Here is a 22892-nt window from a genome sequence, read left to right on the forward strand (position 1 = left end):
CGAGAGGGTCCGCAGCATGCCGCTGAAGCCGATCTACCGGGGCGTCGAGGAACCCCACGACGCGCTGGCCGAACTCCCGCCGCCACCGCCCTGGCGCGCCTTCGACGGCGGCCCGCCGCTGGACGGCCCTGCCGTCCGGACGGACGGGGCGGACGAGCGCTGGGCCGCCCCCGCAGGCCACCGGGCGGGCACCTTCCGGCCGACCCCCGAGACCGTCGAGCTCGTCAACGCCGCCCTCTACCTGCGCCGCCCGCTGCTGGTCACCGGACCGCCCGGCAGTGGCAAGTCCAGCCTCCCGTACGCCGTCGCCCGCGAGCTCGGCCTCGGCCCGGTGCTGCGCTGGAACATCACCAGCCGCTCCACCCTGCGCGACGGCCTCTACCAGTACGACCCGCTCTCCCGTCTCTACGCCGTCAACCAGGCCGGGCCCAGGACCCACGGCAACGGGCTCGACGAGCACCTGCGCCTCGGCCCGCTCGGCACCGCCCTGCTCCCGTACCGGCGGCCCCGGGTGCTGCTCATCGACGAGATCGACAAGGGCGACCTCGACCTGCCCAACGATCTGCTGCACGTGCTGGAGGACGGCCAGTACGAGATCGACGAGCTCGTCCGCGCCGCGCCGCAGCAGCCTCAGGCCCGGGTGCTCACCGCCGACGGCTGCCACCGGGCGCCGATCAGCGGCGGCCGGGTGCGCTGCCGGGCCTTCCCGTTCACCGTGCTGACCAGCAACGCCGAACGCGAGTTCCCGGCGGCCTTCCTGCGCCGCTGCGTGGTCCTGGAGCTGCGCCGCCCCGAGGGCGCCGAGCTGGAGGAGATCGTCAAGGCCCATCTGCCCGAGGCCGACGCGCGGCTGATCGGCGAGATCGTCGAGGTCTTCCTGGGCCGCCGGGAGGACGGCGAGCTCGCCACCGACCAGCTGCTCAACGCCATATACCTGACCTCCCGCCCCGAACTCGCCGAGGCCGCCGACCGGGCGGCCCTCGCCGCCCAGGTGATGCCGTACCTCAGCAGAGGCCAGGACGACGATGTCTTCTGACCAGCCGCCGGGCACCGCCGGACCGCTCGACCGGCTCACCGCCCTGCTCACCGAACTGGGACTGGCCGACCCCGGCCCGCTGCAACTCGCCGAACTCCTCTGGCTCGCCGCCCGCAGCGGCGAGGGCGGAGCGGCGGACGGGTCGGGAGAGGGCGCCGCCGGGACCGGCGCCCGCCGACCCCACCCCCCGGCCGCCCCGCACCGGGGCGAGGGGCGCGGCACCCGTACCGCCGCCGGGGAGGGGCAGAGTGTCCGCACCGCCCTGCACCTGGCCTCCGGTGACCCGGAGGACGCGGTGGCCGCCGTCGCGGCCGTCCCCACCCCGAGCGTGCCGATGCTGGCCAGGCCGCTCGCCCTGCAGCGCGCGCTGCGCCCGCTCAAACGGCGGGTCCCCGACCCCAGGCGCGTCCAGCTGGACGAGAGCGCCACCGCCAACCGGCTGGCCGAGGCGGCCACCGCGGACCGCCTGGTGCGCGGAGCGGGGCGCGCTCCCGGCCCGCGCCCGGTGCTGCCGGTGCTGCGGCCCAGCACGGAACGCTGGCTCGACCTGCACCTGGTCTTCGACTGCGGCCCCACCATGGCGCTGTGGCGCCCGCTGCTCCGGGAGCTGCGCACCCTGCTGGTGCAGACCGGCGCCTTCCGCCAGGTGCTGCAGACCTGCCTCAACGCCGACGGACGGCTGGTGGCCCGGCCGATGGCGGACGCCCGTACGGTGGTCCTGGTGCTCAGCGACTGCATGGGCCCGCAGTGGCGGCCGGGCGCGGCCGGCAGCCACTGGTACCGGACCCTGCACGCGCTCGCCCGCCGCGCCCCCGTCGCCGTGGTGCAGCCGTTGCCCGAACGGCTCTGGCCGCTGGCCGCGCTGCCGCCCGAGGTAGGCCTGCTCTCCGCGCCCGGGGCCGGCGTCCCCAATGCGGGGTACGGCTTCGCGCCGTTCAGCGAGCTGCCGCCCGGGCCCGGCGAACTGCCGCTGCCCGTACTGGAGCCGGGCGCCGGGTGGATCGCCAACTGGGCCCGCCTGGTGGGCAGTCCGGCCGGCGGCGAGGTGGTCGGCTCGGCACTGCTGGTCGGCGCCGCCCCGGCCGAGCGCCCCGGCGACACCGAGCCGCTGCCCGAACCGCACGAACTCGGCCCGGAGGAACTGGTTCTGCGCTTCCGCTCGGTGGCCTCCCGGGAGGCGTTCACGCTGGCCGGACTCACCGCGCTCACCACTCCCGCGCTGCCGGTGATGCGGCTGCTCCAGCGTGCCAGCTTCACCCGCCCGCAGCCCCAGCACCTCGCCGAGGTGGTGGTCAGCGGACTGCTCAAGGAGCGCGAGGGCCGCCGCGACCACTTCGAGTTCCGGTCAGGGGTGCGGGAGTTGCTGCTGAACACGCTCCCGCGCTCGACCACCCACCAGGCGGTCGGGCTGCTCGCCAGGATCGGCGAGCAGATAGCCGAACGGGCCGGGCGGGTGCCGAGTGAGTTCGCCGCCCTGGCGGCCACCGACACCGGGGGAACGGCGGTCGCGGTGGAAAGCCGCGCCTTCGCCCTGATCAGCCCGGCCGCGCTGCGCCTGCTGGACGGCCCGTCCGCGCCCGTGCTCCAGCGGATACCGGAGCCGGACCGCAGGCCGGTGCCGGTTCCGGTGCCGGAGACCCCGCCCAGCCTGCCCGATCCCGAGCGGTCGCGGGCGGTGCTGCTGTTCACCAGCTCCCGCGCCTCGACGGCCGAGCCGCTCGCCGACCATGAGTTCCGCGCCCACGGCGACCTCACCAGCCTGGCCATGGCGCTCTCCAGCCGGTCCCTGGTCGGCCTCGCCCCCGAGCACGTCTGGGCCGGTGTGGACGATCCGGCCGGGTTCCAGCGCGCCCTGCGGTCCGCCGTCGGCGAGGCGGAGGACGCCCTGGTGGTCTACGTCGGCGGGGAGGTGGCCGGGCCGCGCGGTGAGCGGCTGACGCTGGGCCCCCCGAGCAGGCCGGTGGACTGCGTGGCGATGCTGGAGACCATGGCGGCGGCACGGGCCCGCAGCCGGCTGCTGGTCATCGACGGCTGGCAGGAGGTGCTGCCGGACGAGCCGGCGATCGTGGAGGACTCCTCGGACACGCATGTCGTGGTGAGCATGCGGCAGCCGTCCGCGCGCTCGTACGCCAGTCGGCTCTCCCGGGTGCTCCGGGACGGAAGTTCCTCCGGTCCGGCGGAACTGACGGTTGGTCAGATAGTGCGGGAGGTGCACGAGCGCGGCATCCGGGAGGTCGACCTCGCCCAGTCGCGGATCTTCTCCTGGGGCGACCGGCCCTTCCTCCTCTCGCGCAACCCCGCCGTCACCGGCGAGACGGGGCGGGCCTCCTCGCGCTCCTCGCAGAGCGCGCCGGCCCGCCGGCTGAACGTCCCCTCGCACTCGCGCACGTTCCGCCAGGGGGCCGGCTGGGAACCCGGGGCTCCGGGCCCCGCGCAGCCGTACTTCTTCCTGAGCTACCCCGTGGCCGAGCGCCCGCAGCCCCTGGTGGAGCAGCTCTTCGCCGATCTGACCGAGGAGGTGCTGCAGCTGACCGCCCTGCCGGGGGCGGTGCCCGCCGGTTTCATGGACCGGCTGGATCCGGTCGACGACGAGGCGCCCCGGCGGGTGTCCGAGGCGCTGGCCGGCTGCCGGGTGCTGGTGCCGCTGTACTCGCGGCGGTACTTCCAGTCCGAGCGGTGCGGGCGGGAGTGGACCGCGTTCGAGCGGCGGGGGCGGGCGGCCGGGTGGGCCAGCGGGATCGTCCCGGTGCTCTGGTCGCCGGTGCCGCGCTCCGAACTCCCGCAGGTGGCGGCCAGGTTGCAGTACGTGGAGAGCGGTCTCGGCTCCTCCTACGCGGAGGAGGGGCTGTACGGACTGGCGAGCCTGCGCAAGTACCGGCAGCAGTACGAGATGGCGGTGCACCGGATCGCCGTACGGATCGTGGACGTCGCCGAACGCACCGCGATCCTTCCCGGCACGCCGCTGCAACTCGACACCCTGGAGAACGCGTTCGCACGCTAGGGCCGCCCCCGCGTGCTCAGAACCGGTCGCGGACGGTCCAGAGTTCCGGGAAGACGTCCTGGTCGGCGGAGTGCTTCAGCCAGGTCAGGCCGCTGGAGCCGGCCGTGCCGGGCTTGGCACCCATGGCGCGCTTGACGGCCGACAGGTGGCGCTGGCGCCAGCGGGTCACCCGCTCGGCGGTGTCCAGCAGGGCCTCGCCGAGCCGCGCCAGCTCCGCGTACCCGGCCTCGGTGTACACCCGTCGCCAGGCCGCCTCGACCTCCGTGGTGGGCCGGTAGCGGGTGGTGTCCGGCAGGTGGGTCACGGTGAGGCCGCGCCGGGCCAGCAGGGCCAGGACCTCGTCGTACAGACCGGGCGCGTGCAGGGCGGCGGTGAGTTCGGCGTGCACGGCGGGGTCGCTCTCGTACATCCGCAGCAGCGACTCGCTCTTGTTGCCGAGCAGGAACTCCAGCCGCAGGAAGGCCGAGGACTGGAAGCCGGAGGCCTCGCCGAGCAGCGGCCGGAAGGCGGCGAACTCCTGGGGGGTCATGGTCGCCAGCAGGTCCCAGGAGGAGTTCAGGACGTCCTGGACCTGGGTGCCGCGCCGGAGGGCGTCGAGCGCGGCGGGCACGTCGTCCTGGTGCAGCGAGTGCTGGGCCGCGGTCCACTCGTGCCGCAGCAGGTCGAAGAGCAGCTCCATCACCTGCGTGGCGATGATGAACGACAGCTCGGCGTCCACCCCGGAGCGCGGGTGCTGCAGGCTGTGCAGGGTCTCCAACCGGGCGTACTGGGCGTACGGGGTGCCGTGGCCCAGGCCCTTGGCCTGGTCGAAGGAGAGTTTCGGGGTGGTGATGCCGTTCTGGACCATGCCGATTCCTTCTGGATACGCGGGGTCACTGCGGTCGCCGCCGAGTCACCGGCCGCTCATCGCTCGCGACACTATTGTGCGGCGGCCGTGGCAGCCCATTGAATGGGTGATGGACACCGGATCGGCGGATCTGCCTCACGTTCGGAAGCCGTCAGCCCGATCCGACCTTATGAAGCGAAACTCCCACTCCGGAGCTGCCATGGACGCCGTCGACCGCCTCCTGCTCGCCGAACTGCAGGGCGACGCCCGCCTCTCGTTCAACGAGCTGTCCCGCCGGGTCAAGCTCTCCCCGCCGGCCGTCGCCGAGCGGGTCCGGCGGCTGGAGGCGGACGGGGTGATCAGCGGCTACCACGCGCACATCGACCTCACCGCGGCCGGACTGACCGTCACCGCACTGGTGCAGATCCAGTGTTACGGCCGGCAGTGTGTGCTGCGCGACCCCGAGGTCGCCCGCTGGCCGGAGGTGCTCCAGTTGCACCGGGTCACCGGCGGGGCGTGCTGCGTGCTGCTGGTGGCGGCCCGGACCATGGCCGACTTCGAGCAGTTGATCGACCGCCTGGCGGCCTACGGCCAGCCGTCCAGCTCGATGATCCTCTCCAGCCCGGTCCCCTGGCGCCCGGTCGAAGTGCCCTGATTGCCACTACGCGTCAGTGGTACGGGATTTGGACGCCGAGGCTCTTCAGTCCGGCCAGGAACAGCTCCACCCCCACGGCCGCCAGCAGCAGTCCGAGCAGCCGGGACAGCACCTCCAGTGAGGTCTGGTGGCTGCGCCGCAGCAGCCTGGAGAGGGCCAGGACGCAGACACAGTTGATCAGCACCACCGCGAGATAGGCCCCGGCGATGGTGCTGTGCCAGGACCAGGTGTCCTTCTCCAGCGACTCGACCAGTACGGCGGTGATCGCCAGCGGGCTGGCGATGTACGGCAGCAGCAGCTCGCGCAGCCCTTCGGCGAGCGGGTTGGCCCAGTGGCCCTCCTCCGCCTCCGAGCCGCCGAGGTGGATGCCGAGTACCAGGGCGAGGGCGTAGATGAAGAAGATCACGCCGCCGGCCAGCTGCAGCGACTGGTCGCTGATGTGGAAGAAGGTGGTGAGGAAGTCCGCCAGGTACGCCATCGTGACGCCGGTCAGCGCGGCCAGCACGGTGCTCATCAGGGCCAGCCGGCGCAGCTCGGCCGCGTTGCGCTCGCGGGCGAGACGGGCGAAGGCCAGCAGGACCTTCGGCGGGCCGACCACGGCGAAGAACGTGATGAACGCACTGCTGAGGTTGAAAACGGACATGGTCCAAGCATGCGTGAGCCGTGGTGCGCGGCGGCCGCGCGCCGCGCCCCACGGACCGTCAGCCGATGACGGCCTGCGCGTCGATCTCCACCAGCATGGACTCGTGCGGCAGCTCGACGAACACCGTGGTGCGGCAGGGCTTCACGCCGCTCGGGACGTGCTTCTCGATGAACTCGCCGTAGACCTCGTTCATCGGCGCGAAGTCCTCCCGCCTGGTCAGGTAGACGCGGAACATCACCACGTCCTCGACGGTCGCGCCGCCGGCCTCCAGCACCGCCAGCACGTTCTCCAGGGTGCGCCGGGTCTGGGCCTTCACATCGCCGGGGTACAGGTACTCGGAGGTCGCCGGGTCCTGCGGGCCCTGGCCGGACACCTGGAGCATCGGGCCCTTGCGCACCCCCTGGGAGAACACCCAGGCGGGGGCGGGGGCGCCGTCGGTACGGACTTCGGTCTTCACGGAGTGCTCCTCATGGTCGGTCGGCCCGTGGGGCCGGTCATCGGCTGCCCGCCGGATGGAAGCCCGAAGCGTCCACGGCGGTCGCCGCCCAGTCGGCCTCCTCGGCCGCGAGCAGCCGCTCGGTCAGGGCGGCGGGCGGTGGCGCTCCGAGCTCGCCGCGGACGGTGAGGGCGGCGGCGGCCGTGAGGTGCCCGAGCCGCAGGCGCTGACTCTCCGTCAGATTCCTCAGTGTCCCGGCGAGATAGCCGGCCGCGAAGGCGTCGCCCGCGCCGCTCGGCTCCACCAGGTCCACCCGGAGGGCGGGTTCGGAGACGGTCGAGCCGTCCGGGGCGATCGAGGTGGCGCGGTGCGCCTCCTCCTTCAGCACCAGGACGGACGGGCGGGGGAGCAGCCTGCGCAGCGCTGCCGGGTCATCGGTGCCGAGCACCTCGCGCGCCTCGTCGGCGCCGAGCAGCACGATGCCGGAGGCGTTCATCAGGAAGCGCAGCGCCTGCCGGTCCCGCCCGGCCCAGAGCGCGGGGCGCCAGTCGAGGTCGAAGCTGACCAGCTTGTCCGGGACGGCCAGCAGGGTGCGCACCAGGCGGTGGCAGCTGTCGGAGAGCGCCGGTGTCACGCCGGTCAGGTGGATCAGCGGTGCCGCGTCCAGCAGGGGAGCGGCGGCCGGGTCGGCCAGCAGCTCGGGGCCCATCGCGGAGGCGGCGGAGCCGCGCCGGTAGTAGTGCAGCCGGCTGCGGCCCGCGCCGAGGTCGTACGGGTGGTCCTGGCCGGAACCGGTCTCCTTGACGTACAGGCCGGTGGGGCGGGACTCGTCGTAGCCCACCGCCGAGGTGTCCACACCGTGCGCGGCGATCCGCCGGGCCAGCTGCCGGCCGAAGCCGTCCGCGCCGACCCGGCTGATCCAGGCCGCCGGGATGCCGAGCGCGGCCAGGGTGCACGCGACGTTGGACTCCGGGCCGCCGAAGCCCGGGTGGAAGCTTTCCGCCTGTTCCAGCGGCCCCGGCCGGTCGGGGGTCAGGGCGGCCATCGACTCGCCGAGGCAGACGGTGGCGGGAGGTGTCACCTGGGTGCTCCTGGGGGAGTGCGTTGACCTCGGTCCAGGGCTGAGGTTAGATCAGAAAAGGCATAATATGCAACGAACGTTGCATATTATGCGGCACGGAGCTTCAGAGGAGGACGGCCATGGTGCAGGCCCCGCAGGTCATCGACCGCGCCCGAGTGGCGGCGCTCGCCGAGGAATCGCTCGACTGGCGGTTCAAGGCCGTCCCCGCCGCGGCCTGGGGCATGACCGTCACGGAGTACCTGGCCACCGGCCCCACCCTGGACGACCTCGCCACCCCGCTGGTCACCCTCGACGCCGGCGCGCTGGACCACAACCTCGCCGTCATGGCCGAGTGGTGCGCCAAGGCCGGCGTCGGTCTCGCCCCGCACGGCAAGACCACCATGGCCCCCGCCCTCTGGCAGCGCCAGCTCGACGCCGGGGCCACCGCCATCACCCTCGCCAACCTGCCCCAGGTCAACGTCGCCCGCGCCTTCGGCCTGCGCCGGATCCACCTCGCCAACACCCTGCTCGACCCGGCCGGGCTGCGCCGGCTGTCCGGGGAGCTGGCCGCCGACCCGGAGTTCCGCTTCGCCTCCTGGGTGGACTCCGTCCGCTCGGTCGAGCTGATGGACGCGGCGCTGCGCAGCGCCCCGGTCCCCGTGGACGTCTGCGTCGAACTCGGCTCGCCCGGCGCCCGTACCGGCTGCCGTACCCTCGCCGAGGCCCAGGCCGTCGCCCGCGCCGTGCACGCCGCGCCCGGCCTGCGGCTGGCCGGTGTCAGCGGCTACGAGGGTGCCATCGCCCATGACGCCACCGCCGGCTCCCTGGCCGCGGTCGCCGGCTGGGTCGCCGACCTGGCCGAGCTGTACCGGCTCCTGGACGCCGAAGGGCTCTTCGACCAGGCCGACGAGGTCTGGGTGACCGCGGGCGGCAGCGCCTACTTCGACACCGTCACCGAACTCCTCGCCCCGCTCGGCGACTCGCGCACCCGGGTGGTGCTGCGCTCCGGCGCCTACCTCGCCCACGACGACGGTTTCTACCGGGGCATCTCCCCGCTCGCCCGCGCCCACGCCGACCGGCCGTTCCGCTCCGCCCTGCACGCCTGGACCAGGGCCGTCTCCAGCCCCGAGTCCGGCCTCGCGCTGCTCGACGGCGGCAAGCGCGACCTCTCCTTCGACGACGGCCTGCCCGAGCCCCAACTGGTGCGCGGCGGCGGCCGGTTGGCCGGTGGGCGGATCACCGCGCTCAACGACCAGCACGCCTTCCTGCGGGACACCGGCGTCCAGGTCGGCGACATCGTCCGGCTCGGCCTCTCCCACCCCTGCACCGTCTTCGACAAGTGGACGCTGATCCCGGTGCTCGACGACGCCGACGCCGAACTCCCGCGCGTGGTCGACCTGGTGCGGACCTTCTTCTGATCCGTTCCGGTCCGTTCCGGTCCGCTCCGGCGGGAGGCCGATCCCCGGCCGATCCCCGGCCGGGTCCGCGGGGGGGTCTACGGGTGGTAGAGCTCGCTGATGCTGGTGATCACGTTCTGGCCGTTCGCCTTGATGACGTACTGGTTCCCGGAGCAGTGGTACGGCGCCGTCACGGCCGACTGGTTGTTCAGGCAGTCGTCCATGTGCTTCATGAAGGTGTTGAGGTCGACCTGCTGTTCGTGCACACCGTTCAGCAGCGAGGTCTTGACGTTGTTGTCGAAGGTGAAGACCGTGGGGGTGCCGTAGCCCTCGAAGTAGCCGTCGTCGGGGACGTCGGGGCCGCAGATGAACTTGGTCGGCTTGGCCCGCATCCAGATGTGGGTGAGGTAGCCGTTCTCGGTGGCCTCGACCACTCGGCCGACGCCGGCCGCCCGCGCGGTGCAGTCGTCGCTCGGGGTCGTCCTGGTCGGCTTGGCGGAGCTCTGCTTCGAGCTACCCTGCCCGGCGCTGACCGGCTTGACGGGGGTGGTGTTGCCGGATGCCTCCGGCGCGGTCGGCTGTGTGGTGCCGGCCGGGCCGGCAGTGCTTGCGGGGCCGGTCGTCGCGGCACTGCCGGCGTTGTCGGACGAGCTGTCCGGTCCGCAGGCCGTGAGAGAGAGTGCGGCCACGGCCAGAACGGCGGCGGCGGAGAAGCGCAGACGGCTGCCCTTCATGGTGTTTTCCCCCTGAGTGGTTCGGGCCGGCCGGAACGGCCGGGCACTACCACCCACGCCACGGGCCCGTCGTCCGTTGCGGCTGTTACCCGCTTGTGACGGTGGATTGCCAAGTGCTCCGCCGCTACGGGTCACGGGGCATGACGAGGCATCAGGCCGAGCCGGCAGGGGCCCGCCGCACATCCGCGCCGGTGTGTGGCGGGTGGTGCCCTTCGCTTCCGGTGCGCTCTCCTGCTTCGGGCAGGCGGTCCGGCCCCGCCGAACTCACCGCTCTCACCTGCCCGTTCGCCCCCGTCGAGGGCCGGGGCGCCGCGGCGTGACGGCCGCCTACCGCAGCTGGACGGTGACTCCGGCGTCGCTCAGGACGTCCAGGATGGCGTCGAAGTAGCTCCGGGAGCGGCCGCCCGGAGCCGGGAGGAGGCGGGTCAGACGGCGGCGGGCCTGTGTCGAGTCCTGCCAGATGAGGGTGAACGGGGGCTCGGGGCCGAAGCCGCCGCGCAGGCAGTCGGCCAGGGCGTCCAGATTGCTGCCGTAGTAGCCGTCCGGTGCCCGCAGGGCGTGGCCCAGGGCGGTGTAGAACGACGGCTCGTCGGTCACGGCCTTGCCGTCCAGGTGGTACTCGGGCTGGCGTTCCGGCACGGGTGTGTCCTCGCGTTCGGGGGCTCGCGGCCTACGGTGGCCGGGTTCGCCCGGATGGCGTTCCCGGGTCGTTCCGGGGCCGCCCTTCGGCTGGGATGGGAGGCGCACCGTCAACCGGCACGATCCGAGGGCCCATCATGACCTGTCTCAGCCGTAAGGACCTAGGACTGCTCGCCCTGCGCGCCGCCGTCGGCGGGGTGCTCATCGCTCACGGCACCCAGAAGCTGTTCGGCTGGTTCGGCGGCGGTGGCCTGGAGGGGACCGCCAAGGCCATGGAGCACATGGGATTCGTGCCGGGCCGCCGCAGTGCGATCGCGGCGGGCCTCGGTGAGGCGGGCGGCGGTGCGCTGCTGGTCGCCGGACTGGCCACCCCGGCCGCCGGGGCGGTCGTCGCGGGCACCATGGCCGGGGCCATCTCGGTCCACGCCCCGGCCGGTTTCTTCACCACCTCGGGTGGTTACGAGTACCCGGCCCTGCTCGGCGCCTGCGGCCTGGCCCTCGGCATCTCCGGGGCGGGCCGCCTCTCGCTGGACGAGGCCACCGGCCACCGCCTCGACCGCGCCTCGATCGGCGTGTTCGCCTTCGCCGTCGCCGCGCTGGGCGCCGTCTCCGTGGTGACCCGCCGGCAGGACGTGATCCGCCGCCGTGAGGCCCGCGCCGCCGACGAGGCGGCATCCCAGGTGGAGGGCACCGGCCTGTCCTGAGCAGTGGGGGACGGTCAGACGAGGAGAGGTCGTGGAGCGTCGCCGAGTTCACCGAGCACTCGCGGCAGCCGCAGCGGTGCTGACCGCCGGAGCCGGGCTCGCCGGATGTGCCTCGTCCGCCAGGCCCCCTGTCTCGCCGGCCTCCTCGGCGGTCTCGGCCGCGCAGTCCGCGCTCGCCTCGGGTGCGTCGCAATTCGCGACGGCCGCAAGCGGATTGGCGTCCCAGGCCGCCTCGGCGCTGGCCTCGGCGGAGTCCGCCGCCTCGTCCGCGCTGGCCGGGGTGAAGGGCGGTCTGAACGCCACCGGGGACGTGACGGTCGGGTCGGTGGTCAGGGGATCCGACGGGACTGCGGACGCACCGGTCACCGTCACCAACCACCAGTCCAAGCCCAGCCGTTACACCATCGAGGTCGACTTCAAGGACCAGTCCGGCAAGCTGCTCGACGCCGTGGTGGTCAACATCCCCGAACTCGCCCCGGGTGCCACCACCGAGGCGGCGGCCCGCAGCCATCGCGAGCTGCCCGGCCAGATCACGGCCGTGGTGGGTCTTGCACTGCGCTACTGATCCCTCACTCGTTGGAGTAGGGGTCAGGGTGCCCGGAGGGGGCCTCGCATGATCGCCTGGTTCATCGTGCTTCGCCGCTGAACTCTCGCGGCTCCGCCTCACAGCCGGCGCACGCGTCCCGCCTGATCTCCTCGCGCCTGGTCAGGATCTCGTCGGTGAAAACGTCGCGCCGGAACTAGGTGGCGAAGGCCAAGTGGGCGCGCAGGTCGTAAATGACATGCCTTCGTCGGTGTAGATCAGGGCGCCGCCCAGCATGGCGACGTGACCGAGTGTAGTACCATCGTTCCGTTTGGTAAGGATGGGGGTGGGCTGGATGATCCGTGCGTACAAGTTCCTCATCAGGCCCACCGTGGGCCAGGAGCAGCAGCTCGCGGCGATGCTGCGGGATCACTGCATGCTGTACAACGCCGCGTTGCAGGAGCGGCGCGATGCCTGGCGGCATGTGTCCAGGACGACGGTCCGGTATGGGCAGCAGTCCGCGCAGCTCAAGGAGGTCCGGGCGGTGGACCCGGATCAGGCGCGCTGGTCGTTCTCCTCGCAGCAGGCCACCCTTCGGCGTCTGGACAGGGCGTTCGCCGCGTTCTTCCGCCGGGTCAAGGCCGGTGGGAGTCCGGGTCATCCGCGTTTCCGCTCTGCAAAGCGGTTCGACACGGTGGAGTTCCCGAAGGACGGCGACGGCTGTCGCTGGGACAGTACCCCGCACGATCCCGTCACCCGCGTCCGGCTGCAGGGTATCGGGCACGTGAAGGTGCACCGGCACCGGCCCGTGGTCGGCACTGTCAAGACGATCAGCGTCAAGCGTGAAGGGCGACGCTGGTACGTCATCCTCACTGCCGATCGGGCCCAGCCCGAACCGCTTCCCGCCACCGGCAGCGCAGTCGGCATCGATATGGGCATAGCCAACTTCCTCGCTGACTCGGGCGGTGGGTTCATCCCCAACCCTCGCCGCGGCCAGTGCACTGCCGCCAGGCTGGAGGCCGCACAGCAGGCCCTATCCCGGTGCAAGCGCGGCAGCAAGCGCTGTCGCAAGGCCGTGGAGGTGGTGGCCCGACTGCACCGCAAGGTCAGCCGCAGGCGGGTCGACCATGCGCACAAGACCGCCCTCGGCCTGGTCCGCGAGCACGATTTCATCGCGCACGAAGACCTCAAGATCCGCAACATGCTCTGCAGTCCGGGGCCGAAGCCGGACCCCGACCGGCCGGGTGCCTTCCTGCCCAACGGCGCGTCGGCGAAGGCCGGACTCAACAAGTCAATCTCTGATGCCGGTTGGGGGGTGTTCCTTGCGATCCTCACCGCCAAGGCAGAATGCGCCGGACGGGAAATCGTTGCCGTGGATCCCCGCAACACCTCTCGGCGGTGCCCCACGTGCGGGCACACTGCCAAGGAGAACCGGCCCACTCAGGAGACATTCCACTGTGTCGGCTGTGGCCATAAGGCACACGCTGACACGGTGGGCGCTCTCAACGTCCTACGGGCCGGGCTGGTCCGTCGCGAGGCTTGCCCGGCTTAGCGAGAAGCCCCCTCGCTCACGAGGGGAGGAGTCACGGGAGTAACGATGACTGCCGTATCAGAGTGGCTCATCCCGCCGGAGGGCGGCTTCATGGCCGACGATCTCGACAACCTGCCTGGTCTCCCGCGGCACACGGAGTTGATCGACGGCAGCCTGGTCTTCAGGAGTCCGCAACAGGCCTTCCACAGTCTTGCGGTGAGCCTGTTGACACACGCTCTGAGGACGGATTGCCCAGCTTGGCTTCGAGTGGCATGCGGGATGACCGTGACTCTCGGAAGCCACGACCGCCCCGAGCCGGACGTCTCGGTCGTGCGCGCCGAAGCGGTCACCGAGGATGCCGAAGAGACCGGCTATCAGGCGAAGGACGTGCTCCTTGTGGTCGAGGTCGTCTCGCCGGACTCGCTCCAGCGGGACCGGGAGACCAAGCCGCGCAAGTACGCGCAGGCCGGGATCCCCCACTTCTGGCGGGTGGAGAAGGCGGAAGGGCGTCGGCCCGTCGTCTATGTCTTCGAGCTCGACCCGGCGACCGAGACCTACGTTCCCACGGGCATCTTCCACGACCGTCTCAAGGTCGTCGTACCGTTCGAGATCGACATCGACCTGACGGAGATCGACACGCTCTGAAGCCTCCCGCACGCCGGTCCCGCGCAGCCGCGGGGCCGGCGTTCTGCTGCCCGGACCTGAGGTGAACCTTAAGGCGGGGTCAAGCGGCAACTGGGCCTCTTGACGGCGGAGTTGGTCTAGTCCATTTTGTAGGACAGGTGCAGGGAACCCTGGGCCGGCGCCGGTGGTCCAGACCTCCGGCGCCGGTTCGGCGCATCCGGGCACCTCCGCAGCACCGTGCCTGTCCCCATTCAGCTGTCATGCCCCTGGCCACGTGGCCCCACCCCGCGTGTGCTCCTCCAAGGGGGCGGCAGTTCCCCCACGACGAGGAGTCATGCACTGATGGATCGTGCTCTCCCCCTGCGCCGGGAGCCGGCGCACAGAAGGCGGCCGAAGAGCCTGACCGCGCTCGCGGCCGGCACCGCCGCGTCCCTGCTGCTCGGCGCGGGCCTCGCCCTCACCTCGGGTGCCACCGCCCAGGCCGCGCCGACCAACTCCACCGGCGCCCCGGCGACCAGCGGCGGCATCAAGGTCGCCTACTTCGACCAGTGGTCGATCTACGCCAACGCGTACTACCCGAAGACCGTTCAGGACACCGGCGTCGCCTCGAAGCTGGACTACCTGATCTACGACTTCGCCAACATCGACCCGACCAACCTCACCTGTTTCGAGGCCACCAAGGCGGCCGACCAGAACGAGAACAACCCCAACGCCGGTGACGGCGCGGGCGACGCGTACGCCGACTACCAGAAGACGTACGACGCGAGCACCAGCGTGGACGGGGTCGCCGACACCTGGAACCAGCCGCTGGTCGGCAACTTCAACCAGCTGAAGAAGCTGAAGGCGAAGAACCCGAACCTCAAGATCCTGCTGTCGATCGGCGGTTGGACCTACTCCAAGTACTTCTCGGACGCGGCCGCCAGCGACAGCTCGCGGAAGAAGCTCGTCTCCTCCTGCATCGACATGTTCATCAAGGGCAACCTGCCCGCGCAGGGCGGTTACGGCGGGCCCGGCACGGCGGCGGGCATCTTCGACGGCTTCGACCTCGACTGGGAGTACCCGGGCGGCGGCGGACACCTCGGCAACCACGCCTCGCCGGCCGACAAGCAGAACTTCACCGCGCTGCTGGGCGAGTTCCGCTCCGAGCTGGACGCCCAGGGCAAGGCGGACAACAGGACCTACGCGCTCTCCGCGGCGGTCGGCGCCGGCCAGGACAAGATCCAGAACGTCGAGACCGACAAGATCGGCCAGTACCTGACGTTCATGGACGTGATGACCTACGACATGCACGGCGGCAGCTGGGAGCCGACCGGGCCCACCAACCACCAGGCCCCGATCTACTCGGGTCCCAACGACCCGATGAACCCGGTGCCGCCGGGCAACGGCAAGTACTCGATCGACAACGCCATCAAGGCCTGGACGGTCGGCGACCCGGCGTACGGGATTCCCGGCGGCTTCCCGGCCAACAAGATCAACATCGGTGTCCCGTTCTACTACCGCGGCTGGACCGGCGTGCCCACGGGCGCCAACCACGGTCTGTTCCAGAGTGCGACCGGGCCGGCCACCGGCGCCCCGGACTCCGGCAACGTCAACGGCATCCGGATGTACAAGGAGCTCAACGGCTTCGTCGACAATCCGGCCGACACCTACTGGGACGACGCCGCCAAGGCCGCGTACTTCTACGACGGCACCACCTTCTGGAGCGGTGAGAACGCCCAGTCGATCCAGGCCAAGCTGGACTACGCGCACTGCAACGGCCTGGGCGGCTCCTTCGCCTTCTCGCTCTACGACCTGGGCACCCAGACCTCGCTGTTCGACACGATGGTGAACGCGACCAACGGATCCGCCGCCAACTGCCCGGCGCCGCCGACCGGTTCGCCGTCCCCCTCCGCCAGTGGATCGCCGTCCGGCTCGCCCAGCGGCTCGCCGAGCAGCTCCCCCTCCGGCTCGCCGTCGTCCTCCCCGAGCGGCTCGCCGACCTCGTCCCCGTCCTCCTCGCCGACCGCCTGCTCGGGCGCCCCGAGCTGGGACGCCGCGACGGTCTACGCGGCCCCGGGCACCAAGGTCTCCTGGAAGGGCCACTACTACACCAACAAGTGGTGGACCCAGGGCGAGGACCCGACGCTCAGCGGCCAGTGGGGCGTCTGGGCCGACAACGGCCCCTGCTGAGACGCTCACCGACTGACACAGCCGCCCCGGACGCACCGGCGTCCGGGGCGGCTTCCGTCGTTCCGGGGATCAGATCGTCGGAGAGCTCCACGCGTCCCCGTCCGTCCGGACGGCCTGGCGGGGAGCCGACCCGGCCCGCCCGCCCCTGCCGCCGGGCGTGCTCAGTCCAGGTCGTCGGTGCGTCCCAGGGCGTCCGGCTGGGTCTGCTCGATCCGGCGCAGCATCCGGCCGAGCAGCGCGGAGAGCCCGGGGCGCTCGGCCTGGGTGATGTCCTGGAGCAGCTCCTCCTCGAAGACCGCGGCCATCCGCATCGACTCCAGCCACTTGTCGCGGCCTTCCTCGGTCAGCTCGATGATCACGCGGACCCGGTTGGCCTCGTCGCGCTCCCGGGTGACCAGGCCCTCGGCGACCATCCGGTCGATCCGGTGCGTCATCGCGGCGGGGGTGAGGCCCAGCCGCTTGGCCAGCTCACCCGGGCCCATCCGGTACGGGCTGCCGGAGACCACCAGCGCCTTGAGCACCTCCCACTCGGCGGAGGTGATTCCGAGCACAGTGAGCTGCCGGTCGTAGGCGACGCTCATCCGCCGGGCGACCCGGGACAGGGTGGACACTATGGTCTCGACCTGGGGGTCGACCGTGGGGAACTCCCGCTGGTAGAGGGCCACTTGTTCGGCGATGGCCAGCTCGTCGGAGGCCGCCGGAGGAGGCTTCGGTGCGCTCATGGCGCTCATTCTCCCATGAAGAGCTGCAGTCGTTAAGCCTTTGACGCTTCAGGCTTGGGATGCTTAGAGTTTAGCTCCGAAGTTTAGTAGTGAAATCTTCCGGATCGAAGAGTATCCAGTGAAAGGGTGTGCACGGTGACCGGCACGGTGAAGCAGCGGAGGCCACGGCGTCATGGGGCGGGCGGCCCGCTGCGCCGCGTCCAGATCGGCAATGCGCTCAGCGCGTTCGGCAGCGGATTCACGCTGCCGTACATGTACGTCTACGTGGACCAGGTCAGGGGCCTGGGCTCGCTCGCCGCCGGGATGGTCTTCACCGTCTTCGCGCTGGCCGCGCTGGCCGTACTGCCGTTCAGCGGCCGCGGGATCGACCGCTACGGGCCCCGTCCGGTGCTGCTCGCCGGTACGGCCCTGGCGGCCTCCGGCGCGTTCGCGTTCGGCCAGGCCACCACCGCGCCCGGCCTGCTGGTCTCGTCCTTCCTGTTCGGCGCCGGTGCCACCACCTGCCAGCCGGCCCTGGCCACGATGATCGTGCGCTGCTCGACCCGGGCCACCCGCTCACGGGCCTTCGCGCTGCAGTTCACCCTGGTCAACCTGGGCATGGGCATCGGCGCCCTGGTCGGCGGCCAGATCGTGAACGTCGCCGAACCCGCCAGCCTGACCCGGCTGTTCACCATCGAGGCGCTGACCTTCGTGGGCCTGGCGATCGTCACCGGCACCGCCCGCATCCCGGCGGCCGCACCGGTCCCGCTGGAGGAGGCCACCGGCGGCCCGCAGGGGCTGCGCGCGCTCCTCGCGGACAAGGCCATGATGCGGCTCTGCGTCCTCGCCGGGCTGATCTTCTTCACCTGCTACGGCCAGTTCGAGTCGGGTGTCGCGGCCTTCGCCACCGACACCGTCGGCACCGCGCCGTCCACCCTGGGGCTGGCGATCGGCGCCAACGCGCTGACCATCGTGGTGCTCCAGATGTTCGTGGTGAAGCTGACCGAGCGCCGCCGCCGCACCACCGCGATGGCCGCCGCCGGCCTGGTCTGGCTGGCCGCCTGGGCGATGGCGCTGACCGCCGGCCTGGTCCGCTCCGAGGCGATGGCCGCGACCGTGGCGATCGTCGCGGTGTACTCCCTGTTCGGCGTCGGCGAGGCGCTGCTGGCCCCCACCATGGGCCCGATCGTCGCCGACCTCGCCCCGGCCCGGCTGCTCGGCACCTACAACTCCGCGTACGCCCTGGTGAAGCAGATCGCCGTCGCCGTCGGCCCGGCCGTCGGTGTGCTGCTGGTCGGCTCCGGCACCTGGCCGCTGTACCTCGCGGTGATGGCGCTCTGCACCCTGCTGGTCGTCACCCTGGCCCTGCGCCTGCGGGCCCACCTGACGCCCGCGCAGGACAACGCCGTGCTGACGGCCGGCCTCCCGACGACCCGGGTACCGGCCCGCTCCTCGCTGACCTCCACCGGGGAACTCCAGGCCGTCGCCTGACACCGACTTCCGGCCGCCGCCCGCAGCCCCTCGGGGGAGAGGCTGCCGGGCGGCGGCCGGAACCGTTCGGGGCCCGTACCCGGCGCCGCCCTCGCCCCCCGGCCGACCGCCGGTGTCAGGACAGCGTGGTGGGCATCAGCAGGGAGAAGGTGTCCTCGCGGTGCGGGAAGCGGATGGCCAGCGGGGCGATCGGGCCGCCGAGCTCCAGCACCAGCTGCTCCCCGCCGCCCGCCGCGACCGCCTCCAGCAGGAAGTCGCGGTTGACGCCCACCCGCAGGCCGTCCGCCGCACCCTCCGCGTCAGCCACGGCCAGTGAGCCGTCGGCCGTCACGGTCAGCACCGACACCTCGAACGCCACCCCGTCCTGGCCGCGGACCATGTTGCGGGTCCTCCCGGCGGCCAGCTCCGCCCGCAACCGGGCGGCGTCCAGGGTCAACCGGTGGACGGGCTCCAGCCTGATCAGCTGCCGGTAGTCGGGGTAGTCCTGGTCGATCCGCTCACCCGGCACCGGCCGGCCGTCCACGGTCGCGACCAGCCGGTCGCCCTCCACCAGCAGCCGGGCCTCCCCGGCGCCGTCCAGCAGCGGGCGCAGCTCGTCCACGAAGGAGGCCGGAGCGATCGCGCTCAGCGCACCCTCGGCCGGACCGTCCAGCGGCACCTCGGCGACGGCCAGCCGGTAGCGGTCGGTGGCGACCAGCCGCAGCAGCCCCCCGTCCGTCTCCAGCAGCACGCCCCTCACGGCGGGCAGTTCGGCGTCGGTGCTCACGGCGAACCGGACCGCGTCCAGCGCTGCGGCCAACTCCCCTGCCCGTACGGTCAGTCCGGCGGTGATGATCGGGTCCATCGGGTTCTCCCTGCGGTCGAGTAGCGTCCGTACCGTGGAGAGTTCGCGGCGTGCGTCGGCCAGGCCGTCCTCCAGCCGCCGCAGATGGCCGTCCAGCACCCGGTGGGCCGTCTGAGCGGGCCCGTCCAGCACCCGGGAGATGTCCGCCAGCGGCATCCCGACCCGGCGCAGCCGGGCGATCAGCCGGGCATCGGCCAACTGCTCACCGGCGTACCAGCGGTATCCGCTCTGCGGATCGACCCACGCGGGCCCGAACACCCCGGCCCCGTCGTAGAACCGCAGCGCGCTCACGCTCAGCCCGCTGTCCCTGGCCATCTCACCGATGCTGCGCATCGCGCTGCCCCGCGTCACTCCGCTCTCCACGCCGACGACTGTGCGGCCTCGACCTGGTCGAGGGTCAAACCCACGGGGCCCACCGTAGTACGAGGTGCAGCGGCGGCTGCCACGTCGGATGCTGGCTAGGGTTCCGGTGTGAAGAGCGACATAGTGTCAGCCGGGGGCGATTCCCCACAGCGAACGAAGCGATGGATCGGCGAGGTCATGGCGGACGCGACAGTCACCGACACCGGCTCCCTGCCCCGTGCCGCCGGGCCGGCCCGGGTGGCCCGGTACCTGCGGGGGCCGACGGCGCGCTGGGTGGTGCGGCACTCGGGCTGGCTCGGGCCGGTCGCGGTCGCACTGTTCGCCGGGATCCTGCGGTTCTGGGACCTCGGCCACCCGAACGCCTTCGTCTTCGACGAGACCTACTACCCCAAGGACGCCTGGTCGCTGCTGCACCAGGGCTACGAAGGCGTCTGGCCGGACAACGCCAACTCCCACATCCTGGACGTCCCGCAGGACATCCCGCTCACCGCGGCACCCGAGTTCATCGCGCACCCGCCACTCGGCAAGTGGGTCATCTCGCTGGGCGAGGCGGTCTTCGGCCTGCACCCCCTGGGCTGGCGGGTGATGGTCGCGCTGCTCGGCACGCTCTCCGTGCTGATGCTGGCGAGGATCGGCCGCCGACTGCTCTCCTCCACCCTGCTGGGCTGCACCGCCGCGCTGCTGATGGCCGTGGACGGCCTGCAGTTCGTGATGAGCCGGGTCGGGCTGCTGGACGGCGTGGTGATGTTCTTCGTGCTCGCCGCCTTCGGCTGCCTGCTGATCGACCGCGACCACACCCGCAACGTCCTGCGGGCCGCCCGCGCCGAGGGCGGCCGGGCCGGGGACGAGGTCCGCCTGGGCGTGCGCCCCTGGCGGATCGCCGCCGGTCTGCTGCTCGGCGCCGCCTGCGCCACCAAGTGGAACGGCCTCCAGATCCTGGCCGCCTTCGGCCTGCTGACCGTGGTGTGGGACCAGTCAGGACGCCGCTGGGCCGGAGCCGCCCGCCCCTGGCGCTCGATGCTCCGCCGGGACGCGCTGCCCGCCTTCCTCTCCATGGTCGGCGTCGCCGCGCTGGTGTACCTCGCCGCCTGGAGCGGCTGGTTCGCCACCGACGGCGGCTACGACCGCCACTGGGCCGACGGCCGGGCCGGGCTCTCCCCGCCCCGCACCCCCGTGGTGGACATCCCGCTGCCGCAGGTCCCGATGACCTGGGTCCCGGAGGCCCTGCGCGGCTGGTGGCACTACCACGCGCAGATGTACGACTTCAACACCGGCCTGACCAGCCCGCACAAGTACCAGTCCAACCCGTGGAGCTGGCTGGTCCAGGGCCGCCCGGTCAGCATGTACTGGCAGCAGGTGCCGCAGGGACAGCAGGGCTGCACCGCCCCCGGCGGCTGCGGCAGCCAGATCCTCGCGCTCGGCACCCCGCTGCTCTGGTGGACCGCCTGCTTCGCGCTCGCCTACGCGCTCTGGCGCTGGTTCTTCCGCCGGGACTGGCGCGCCGGCGCGATCCTGGCGGGCGTCGCCGGGATCTACCTGCCCTGGTTCCAGTACCAGCAGCGGACGATCTTCTCCTTCTACATGGTCGTGCTGGTGCCCTTCCTCTGCCTGGCGGTGGCCCTCATGCTGGGAGCGGTGCTCGGCCCGCCCGGCTGCCCGCCGCAGCGCCGCCGGTACGGAGCCGCCGCGGCCGGCGCCGTCGTGCTGGCGATCGTGGCCTGTTTCGCGTACTTCTACCCCCTCTACACGGCGGAGGTGATTCCCATGACGGACTGGCAGAGCCGGATGTGGTTCACCAGCTGGATCTGAGCGCCGTGGCGGGCTCGGGCACGGTGGCTCTCCGTGCGGCGGCCGGCAACCAGCTGCTCCCGGTCACGCCCGGACTCGGCGTCGTCACGGCCGCGCTGCTGGTCGTGGCGGTCGCGGTGGCCGGGCGGGGGATGCTCGGACACGGGCGGGACGTCCTGCGGGCGGGCCTGCGGGCGGTGGTGCAGCTGGCCGTGGTCGCCCTGGTGATCACCTGGGTGGTCGGCTCGCTCTGGACCTCCGCGCTGTTCGTCCTGGTGATGTTCACGGTGGCGGTGCGCACCGCCGGGCGCAGGATGACGGACGGCCCCGGCTGGGGCTGGGCGGCGGCTCCGATCGGGATCGGTGTGCTGCCGGTGCTGGCGCTGCTGCTGGCCGGCGGGCTCCTGCCGCCGAAGGGCCTGTCCGTCATCCCGGTGGCCGGGATCCTGATCGGCGGTGCGCTCACCGCCACCTCGCTGGCCGGCCGCCGCGCCCTGGACGAGCTGCGCCTGCGGCACGGCGAGGTGGAGGCCGCGCTCGCGCTCGGCTTCGAGGAGCGGGACGCACGGCTGGAGATCTGCCGCACGGCGGCGTCGACCTCGCTCGTCCCGGCCCTGGACCAGACCAGGACGGTGGGCCTGGTCACCCTGCCCGGCGCCTTCGTCGGCCTGCTGCTGGGCGGGGCGAGCCCGCTCCAGGCGGGAGCGGTACAGCTGTTCGTACTGGTCGCGCTGCTCGCGGTGGAGTCGGTGGCGATCGTGGCGGTGCTGGAACTGGTGGCGAGGGGACTGGTGAAGCGTGGGGTCGCCGCGAGCCCGGGGGCGCGCGGCGCCCGGTGGCGAAGCCGGTGAGCGTCGCCGCAGGCCGAGGGCGCGCGTAGGCGGGCGGGGCATGGTGCGCAGGTCAGGTAGGCTGGTCGGAGTTGAAGGGGAGTAGCCCTCCACCGGACCGTCGACATACTGGCCTCGCCTCGTGCGGGCCCGGCGCCCGGGGCACCGCACTGGCTGGGGTGTCGGCGAGACCTTCGGCCGCAGTGCTGTGACCATGACCAGTGCTGTCGGGCCGAGGCGTCCCCGATGGGCGGTCATCCGGCCGGGCAGCCCGACCAAGGGAAAACCACCCCGATGAGCCTGACCATCGCCGCGCTCACCTTCGGCATCATCTTCCTCGCCGAACTGCCCGACAAGACCGCCCTGGCCAGCCTGGTCCTCGGCACCCGCTACCGGGCTGGCTACGTGTTCGCCGGGATCGCCGCCGCCTTCGCCCTCCAGGTGGGCCTCGCCCTGGCGGCGGGCAGTCTGCTCTCCCTGCTGCCGCAGCGCTGGGTGGAGGGCGTCACCGGGCTGCTGTTCCTGATCGGTGCGCTGATGCTGCTCTGGCACCGGGACGAGGACGAGGAGGGCCACGCCGCCAAGGAGCCGTCCTCGGGCAGCTTCTGGAAGGTGGCCGGAGCCAGCTTCGTGGTCGTCGCGATCGCGGAGTTCGGCGACCTGACCCAGATCATGACGGCCAACCTCGCCGCCAAGTACGCCGATCCGGTGTCGGTCGGCATCGGCGCCTGGCTGGCGCTCTGCGCGGTCGGCGGGATCGCGATCGTGGGCGGGCAGAAGCTGCTGCAGTACGTGCCGATGAAGGTCGTCGTGCGGGTGGCCGCCGGGGTGATGCTGCTGATGGCCGCCTTCAGCGTCTTCAACGCCGTCACCGGCTGATCCGCCCGCCACGGAACG

General features: G+C 72.2%; 21 protein-coding genes. 13 read left to right on the top strand and 8 right to left on the bottom strand.

Annotation, left to right across the window (positions count from 1 at the left end; genetic code table 11):
- The first annotated feature begins 16 nt into the window (after nucleotides 1-16).
- The gene (locus ACSMTC_RS26730; protein ID WP_436562251.1) at nucleotides 17-1036 is read left to right on the top strand and encodes an AAA family ATPase; all 1020 of its coding nucleotides are present in this window, start codon (nucleotides 17-19) and stop codon (nucleotides 1034-1036) included.
- Complete coding sequence (locus ACSMTC_RS26735) at nucleotides 1026-4037, top strand: TIR-like protein FxsC (protein WP_436562252.1); 3012 nt, start codon at nucleotides 1026-1028, stop codon at nucleotides 4035-4037. The genes ACSMTC_RS26730 and ACSMTC_RS26735 overlap by 11 nt, the downstream gene beginning before the upstream one ends.
- A 16-nt stretch (nucleotides 4038-4053) precedes the next feature.
- Here ACSMTC_RS26735 and ACSMTC_RS26740 read toward each other — a convergent pair whose 3' ends face one another.
- Nucleotides 4054-4884, bottom strand: a complete 831-nt coding sequence (locus ACSMTC_RS26740) for a tryptophan 2,3-dioxygenase (protein WP_436562253.1) — start codon at nucleotides 4882-4884, stop codon at nucleotides 4054-4056.
- Nucleotides 4885-5083: 199 nt separating this feature from the next.
- Here ACSMTC_RS26740 and ACSMTC_RS26745 point away from each other — a divergent pair, with 199 nt between their 5' ends.
- Nucleotides 5084-5518 (top strand): Lrp/AsnC family transcriptional regulator, encoded by a 435-nt coding sequence (locus ACSMTC_RS26745; protein ID WP_436562254.1) that lies wholly within the window; start codon nucleotides 5084-5086, stop codon nucleotides 5516-5518.
- 13 nt (nucleotides 5519-5531) lie between these two features.
- Here ACSMTC_RS26745 and ACSMTC_RS26750 read toward each other — a convergent pair whose 3' ends face one another.
- Genes ACSMTC_RS26750 through ACSMTC_RS26760 form a run of 3 tightly spaced genes read right to left on the bottom strand, consistent with a single transcriptional unit; the run spans nucleotide 5532 to nucleotide 7678 of the window.
- Nucleotides 5532-6161, bottom strand: coding sequence for a MarC family protein (locus tag ACSMTC_RS26750; RefSeq protein WP_436562255.1), 630 nt, complete (start codon nucleotides 6159-6161; stop codon nucleotides 5532-5534).
- Between the two features lie 58 nt (nucleotides 6162-6219).
- Nucleotides 6220-6618, bottom strand: coding sequence for a RidA family protein (locus ACSMTC_RS26755; protein WP_436562256.1), 399 nt, complete (start codon nucleotides 6616-6618; stop codon nucleotides 6220-6222).
- Between the two features lie 37 nt (nucleotides 6619-6655).
- On the bottom strand, nucleotides 6656-7678 hold the full coding sequence (locus tag ACSMTC_RS26760) for a sugar kinase (protein WP_436562257.1): 1023 nt from the start codon (nucleotides 7676-7678) through the stop codon (nucleotides 6656-6658).
- Nucleotides 7679-7797: 119 nt separating this feature from the next.
- On the opposite strand from ACSMTC_RS26760, the gene ACSMTC_RS26765 reads away from it, so the two are divergent.
- Nucleotides 7798-9075 (top strand): alanine racemase, encoded by a 1278-nt coding sequence (locus ACSMTC_RS26765; protein WP_436562258.1) that lies wholly within the window; start codon nucleotides 7798-7800, stop codon nucleotides 9073-9075.
- Between the two features lie 77 nt (nucleotides 9076-9152).
- On the opposite strand, the gene ACSMTC_RS26770 is transcribed toward ACSMTC_RS26765, so the two are convergent.
- Together ACSMTC_RS26770 and ACSMTC_RS26775 are read right to left on the bottom strand one after the other, a co-directional pair.
- Complete coding sequence (locus ACSMTC_RS26770; protein WP_436562259.1) at nucleotides 9153-9788, bottom strand: hypothetical protein; 636 nt, start codon at nucleotides 9786-9788, stop codon at nucleotides 9153-9155.
- A gap of 327 nt (nucleotides 9789-10115) precedes the next feature.
- Complete coding sequence (locus ACSMTC_RS26775) at nucleotides 10116-10427, bottom strand: barstar family protein (RefSeq protein WP_436562260.1); 312 nt, start codon at nucleotides 10425-10427, stop codon at nucleotides 10116-10118.
- A 137-nt stretch (nucleotides 10428-10564) separates the two neighbouring features.
- On the opposite strand from ACSMTC_RS26775, the gene ACSMTC_RS26780 reads away from it, so the two are divergent.
- From ACSMTC_RS26780 to ACSMTC_RS26800, 5 genes are all read left to right on the top strand, one after another.
- Complete coding sequence (locus ACSMTC_RS26780) at nucleotides 10565-11131, top strand: DoxX family protein (RefSeq protein ID WP_436562261.1); 567 nt, start codon at nucleotides 10565-10567, stop codon at nucleotides 11129-11131.
- Nucleotides 11132-11162: 31 nt separating this feature from the next.
- The gene (locus tag ACSMTC_RS26785; protein WP_436562262.1) at nucleotides 11163-11696 is read left to right on the top strand and encodes a hypothetical protein; all 534 of its coding nucleotides are present in this window, start codon (nucleotides 11163-11165) and stop codon (nucleotides 11694-11696) included.
- Between the two features lie 313 nt (nucleotides 11697-12009).
- A complete protein-coding gene (locus ACSMTC_RS26790; RefSeq protein ID WP_436564816.1) occupies nucleotides 12010-13206 on the top strand; it encodes an RNA-guided endonuclease InsQ/TnpB family protein in 1197 nt (398 codons plus the stop codon).
- A gap of 90 nt (nucleotides 13207-13296) precedes the next feature.
- A complete protein-coding gene (locus ACSMTC_RS26795) occupies nucleotides 13297-13830 on the top strand; it encodes a Uma2 family endonuclease (RefSeq protein ID WP_436562263.1) in 534 nt (177 codons plus the stop codon).
- 321 nt (nucleotides 13831-14151) lie between these two features.
- The gene (locus ACSMTC_RS26800; protein WP_436562264.1) at nucleotides 14152-15978 is read left to right on the top strand and encodes a glycosyl hydrolase family 18 protein; all 1827 of its coding nucleotides are present in this window, start codon (nucleotides 14152-14154) and stop codon (nucleotides 15976-15978) included.
- A gap of 161 nt (nucleotides 15979-16139) precedes the next feature.
- On the opposite strand, the gene ACSMTC_RS26805 is transcribed toward ACSMTC_RS26800, so the two are convergent.
- Nucleotides 16140-16700, bottom strand: coding sequence for a MarR family winged helix-turn-helix transcriptional regulator (locus ACSMTC_RS26805; RefSeq protein ID WP_436562265.1), 561 nt, complete (start codon nucleotides 16698-16700; stop codon nucleotides 16140-16142).
- Between the two features lie 135 nt (nucleotides 16701-16835).
- On the opposite strand from ACSMTC_RS26805, the gene ACSMTC_RS26810 reads away from it, so the two are divergent.
- Nucleotides 16836-18170 carry an MFS transporter gene (locus ACSMTC_RS26810; RefSeq protein ID WP_436562266.1) on the top strand — a complete coding sequence of 445 codons (1335 nt, stop codon included), beginning with the start codon at nucleotides 16836-16838 and terminating at the stop codon, nucleotides 18168-18170.
- A 115-nt stretch (nucleotides 18171-18285) separates the two neighbouring features.
- Here the strand turns inward: ACSMTC_RS26810 and ACSMTC_RS26815 are convergent, their stop codons facing one another.
- Nucleotides 18286-19377: a DNA polymerase III subunit beta family protein gene (locus ACSMTC_RS26815; protein ID WP_436562267.1), complete on the bottom strand. Its 1092-nt coding sequence runs from the start codon at nucleotides 19375-19377 to the stop codon at nucleotides 18286-18288.
- A gap of 177 nt (nucleotides 19378-19554) precedes the next feature.
- Between ACSMTC_RS26815 and ACSMTC_RS26820 the strand changes: the two genes are divergently transcribed.
- The 3 genes from ACSMTC_RS26820 (at nucleotide 19555) to ACSMTC_RS26830 (ending at nucleotide 22874) form a co-directional block, all read left to right on the top strand.
- Nucleotides 19555-21186 carry a dolichyl-phosphate-mannose--protein mannosyltransferase gene (locus ACSMTC_RS26820; RefSeq protein WP_436562268.1) on the top strand — a complete coding sequence of 544 codons (1632 nt, stop codon included), beginning with the start codon at nucleotides 19555-19557 and terminating at the stop codon, nucleotides 21184-21186.
- Nucleotides 21187-21209: 23 nt separating this feature from the next.
- The gene (locus ACSMTC_RS26825; protein WP_436564817.1) at nucleotides 21210-22016 is read left to right on the top strand and encodes an ABC transporter permease; all 807 of its coding nucleotides are present in this window, start codon (nucleotides 21210-21212) and stop codon (nucleotides 22014-22016) included.
- Nucleotides 22017-22289: 273 nt separating this feature from the next.
- Nucleotides 22290-22874 carry a TMEM165/GDT1 family protein gene (locus ACSMTC_RS26830; protein ID WP_436562269.1) on the top strand — a complete coding sequence of 195 codons (585 nt, stop codon included), beginning with the start codon at nucleotides 22290-22292 and terminating at the stop codon, nucleotides 22872-22874.
- Nucleotides 22875-22892: the final 18 nt, after the last annotated feature.

This window comes from Kitasatospora sp. HPM-01-4, assembly GCF_051374625.1.
In the GTDB taxonomy this organism is placed as follows: Bacteria; Actinomycetota; Actinomycetes; order Streptomycetales; family Streptomycetaceae; genus Kitasatospora.

Coding starts and splice junctions, on each gene's coding strand:
- ACSMTC_RS26820 (WP_436562268.1), top strand. CDS start 19,555: ATGGCGGACGCGACAGTCACCGACACCGGCTCCCTGCCCCGTGCCGCC.
- ACSMTC_RS26795 (WP_436562263.1), top strand. CDS start 13,297: ATGGCCGACGATCTCGACAACCTGCCTGGTCTCCCGCGGCACACGGAG.
- ACSMTC_RS26750 (WP_436562255.1), bottom strand. CDS start 6,161: ATGTCCGTTTTCAACCTCAGCAGTGCGTTCATCACGTTCTTCGCCGTG.
- ACSMTC_RS26790 (WP_436564816.1), top strand. CDS start 12,010: ATGATCCGTGCGTACAAGTTCCTCATCAGGCCCACCGTGGGCCAGGAG.
- ACSMTC_RS26800 (WP_436562264.1), top strand. CDS start 14,152: ATGGATCGTGCTCTCCCCCTGCGCCGGGAGCCGGCGCACAGAAGGCGG.
- ACSMTC_RS26735 (WP_436562252.1), top strand. CDS start 1,026: ATGTCTTCTGACCAGCCGCCGGGCACCGCCGGACCGCTCGACCGGCTC.
- ACSMTC_RS26730 (WP_436562251.1), top strand. CDS start 17: ATGCCGCTGAAGCCGATCTACCGGGGCGTCGAGGAACCCCACGACGCG.
- ACSMTC_RS26765 (WP_436562258.1), top strand. CDS start 7,798: ATGGTGCAGGCCCCGCAGGTCATCGACCGCGCCCGAGTGGCGGCGCTC.
- ACSMTC_RS26780 (WP_436562261.1), top strand. CDS start 10,565: ATGACCTGTCTCAGCCGTAAGGACCTAGGACTGCTCGCCCTGCGCGCC.
- ACSMTC_RS26770 (WP_436562259.1), bottom strand. CDS start 9,788: ATGAAGGGCAGCCGTCTGCGCTTCTCCGCCGCCGCCGTTCTGGCCGTG.
- ACSMTC_RS26740 (WP_436562253.1), bottom strand. CDS start 4,884: ATGGTCCAGAACGGCATCACCACCCCGAAACTCTCCTTCGACCAGGCC.
- ACSMTC_RS26805 (WP_436562265.1), bottom strand. CDS start 16,700: ATGAGCGCACCGAAGCCTCCTCCGGCGGCCTCCGACGAGCTGGCCATC.
- ACSMTC_RS26830 (WP_436562269.1), top strand. CDS start 22,290: ATGAGCCTGACCATCGCCGCGCTCACCTTCGGCATCATCTTCCTCGCC.
- ACSMTC_RS26745 (WP_436562254.1), top strand. CDS start 5,084: ATGGACGCCGTCGACCGCCTCCTGCTCGCCGAACTGCAGGGCGACGCC.